Annotated in this window: 2 protein-coding genes, 1 tRNA gene and 1 pseudogene; 1 reads left to right on the top strand and 3 read right to left on the bottom strand. The window is 55.2% G+C overall.

The window, feature by feature from the left end; genetic code table 11:
* Positions 1–233 (bottom strand): hypothetical protein (locus AAAC48_RS29395; RefSeq protein WP_340657570.1); only part of this gene is annotated, 233 nt, incomplete at its 3' end.
* Between the two features lie 281 nt (positions 234–514).
* Here AAAC48_RS29395 and AAAC48_RS29400 point away from each other — a divergent pair.
* A tRNA-Thr gene (locus tag AAAC48_RS29400) sits at positions 515–590 on the top strand.
* A gap of 529 nt (positions 591–1119) precedes the next feature.
* On the opposite strand, the gene AAAC48_RS29405 is transcribed toward AAAC48_RS29400, so the two are convergent.
* Together AAAC48_RS29405 and AAAC48_RS29410 are read right to left on the bottom strand one after the other, a co-directional pair.
* Positions 1120–1338 carry a hypothetical protein gene (locus tag AAAC48_RS29405; RefSeq protein ID WP_340657571.1) on the bottom strand — a complete coding sequence of 73 codons (219 nt, stop codon included), beginning with the start codon at positions 1336–1338 and terminating at the stop codon, positions 1120–1122.
* Positions 1339–2147: 809 nt separating this feature from the next.
* Positions 2148–2675 (bottom strand): annotated as a pseudogene (locus AAAC48_RS29410) (adenylate/guanylate cyclase domain-containing protein); the annotation flags it as partial.
* Between the last annotated feature and the right edge of the window lie 298 nt (positions 2676–2973).

Below are 2973 nucleotides of genomic sequence, written 5' to 3' on the forward strand. Positions count from 1 at the left end.
CCGCCCTGATAGCTGACAACAGCGTAACCACGCGCTTGCATCTGGCTTTTGGCGCCGGCGGTCCGGGCATTGACCAAATCGGCAATGTCGGCAGGCGCACCATCCGACGCCGTGGCAGTCGCTGCCATGGCAGGCGGGATGGCTGACGCGGGTACCGCACCAGCGTCATCGCCAGTCGACTGACATCCCGCAAGTGCGATCATCGTGAAGATTGTTGCGGTTTTAATAAGCAATTCTGTTCTCCCTCTCTGGATCGTCGTTGGCGTTGATCCGGCGACCATGATTTCTCCGACATGCGAAGGGCAAGTACGTAACTGTAACAAGACCTAGCGAGGTGGGTTTGGCACGAGTGACGCTCCCAATAACGGCAATCAATGACCATCATGGGCGGACGACCCGGTTGAAATTAAAGCTAGGCAATGACCGGCGGACCTGGGGACAGGGAACACTCGCCGGTCGAACCCAGCCGGGGAATAGCTTGAGGCAAAATGTCTATTTCCAAATTCAGTTTCAGTGCAAAGTGGAGAAGCGGTCATCTCGCCGGTCTCGTAAACCGGAATCGTCGATGCAAATCCGACCTGCCGCAACCAATAGTGGCGTCCTGACGGCTAAAGGGGGTAGCCTGTACGTCCAATTGCCAAGCTGACGGCATGAACCTCTCGGGTGTAATGTTCTACGGCTGTGACTGGCACATCAGGCTGCTTTGACTTTGCATCCTGTGTCTCGTGGTCAGCTGAAACTGGGAGGGTAGAGGCAAGGATGGTGGGGGATATCCTCGTCTCTCTCCTCCCTTTTTTAGTCCCGGTCTGGAGTTCCTGCAATCGCTGATTGTGGGTGCATACATCGAATTGCCACGCAGACGGCAACGGTCCTGAGAGTGTATTCTGTCACAGCTTGCCGCTCAAAGCCCTAAAGCCCACGGCAAGCCAACTGGGAGGGGGCGAGACAATTTTTCGGCAGCCGGGATTCCCCATCCCCAATGCTCCGTCTCATCTCTCCCCTTTTTGAGAACGCCCAAAGCCATCAAAGTGGACGCTGCCACCAATCGGGATGCTCATTCAATTAGGTTAATCGTTGATTGGGAATACTATTCTACTGCTCACTGGCTCCAGCGCGACCCTAGGGTCGTTTGGGCTCAATTTGTTGAGTGATATCTATACGGTCCTCAATCGTGTCCTTGTCCTTACGGCTCAAGACGCATGCATGGATGATTGCGATAGGCCACACCAAAAACCCGTAGATCGCCCACGGGCAGAAATCGCGACCCTTTTTGGTGGCAATGACGGCTGGTGCCAGCGCAAGTCCGGACACGACAATAATCTTGAAAATAACTTCCATTCGAGCTCCGAACCATCGATTGAGCAGTCAATGGTAATTCTCTCCTTAAGAGGAAATCTACCTCATGTCACGGCATGAGCCTTGTTCAATTTGAAGGTCAGCGAAATGGCAAAAGAGCTCGACTTTGCCGATACCCTCAGTTGAGCGGCAAATTCCGGCCGGCACAATGCTTTCATTCGCACCAGTTCGCTGGAAACCAGCGCCGCTTGGGACATTTTTGGCCGGTGAAATGGGCAAGCGGGCATATTACTCGCGTAGGAACTGTAGCCTGATCTTGAGACCGATCCCGGAAGCCTGCTTCGATCGTCCTTTCGATACCGCATCGGTTTCGGTAATTTCGCCTTCTCGTTCAAGCGTATCGCGACCGAACACCGAATCCACGCCACAATGACTCTAATCGGCGGCATGCCGATCAACGGCACCCACCTATCCCGTGGCCAAGCCAGACCACTATCTGGACGGGACGAAATCGCGGCTACCGCGTTGAATGGTGGATCATAGCCTCCATACTATATGAGCGCCAATTATGCGGCGGCCTTTTTGCTTTTTTATGCGGCTGCTGGCGCGTTCTTGTGCGACAATTTGCATAGTCGTGCGGAGTTTGAGTGGTGGTATCTTATCGTGGGTTTTGGCCCCCCACCGAAGCCCGGACTATTGCAACACCCCTCCTGGTTGCAAACCCAAAAAAGAACCGTCGCTCTCATCCCCCCATAAGCGGCGGTTCTTTTTTTATGCGGCCTCCCAACACCGGTCATCGCGCACACGCAAAGGCGTTAGCGGATTTCCTTATTCTGTTTCGAAACGCAGGCCTAACTTTTCGCGCCGATCTCATTCGGGTCGGACGCGACATCTGACTTCGCGCTTCGCGTTCCGACGTCGTAAACGGCTACTTGCTCGTCGAAGCCCTTAAGGTCACGCGCGCCGAGTGCGACCATCGGAATCTTGCCATGCACGCAGTGCGCCACGGAATGATCAATGGGGATTTGCTGGTCATTGGCCGATGAACACAGTCTCGACGCCAGGTTCACGACATAGCCGATCGCGGTGTAGTCAACGCGGGCCTCATAGCCAATTCTGCCGACCGTCGCCCATCCCATCGCGAGTCCTATGCCGAAGCCGATAACATGGCCGCACAGACGCCATTCGGCGATCAAGCGCTGAATGGCCTCTTGCATGTCCATCGCCGCCGCAGCAAAGACGGTGGCGACGAGCAGCAGGCCACCGGTGCGCCACAAAGAAGCATAGAGCGGTGCAAAAGCTTCTGCCTGCGGCTGTTCAACGAACACAGTCCAGCCGATCCCAGGGATCGGTGCCATGGCGGCCACGACGGGTTCATCGAAGATCTTATCAAAAACGCGCTACGCAAACGCCTTGCCGAAAGCAGCACTTCAAGAGAGTAGGTGCCGCCAACAACGAGGAATGTTACAAGCCGCATCAATGTTGTGCTGATCGTCGTCAGTTCGGGAAAGTCGCAGAAGGGTGGGAAGCGGACGCTGCGATCAACGGGAGGTGGACCTTCGCGTCAGTTCAGGCGAATATTTTCGCAGCCCACTTTCCTGGAAGTGTTCGACCGCCCCATCAAATTGCACCCAATGATGTTTCGACCGCTCGAATATCGATATGACTGGGGCCGGG

The organism is Phyllobacterium sp. (assembly GCF_037994405.1).
Taxonomy (GTDB): Bacteria; Pseudomonadota; Alphaproteobacteria; order Rhizobiales; family Rhizobiaceae; genus Phyllobacterium.

Coding starts and splice junctions, on each gene's coding strand:
- AAAC48_RS29405 (WP_340657571.1), bottom strand. CDS start 1,338: ATGGAAGTTATTTTCAAGATTATTGTCGTGTCCGGACTTGCGCTGGCA.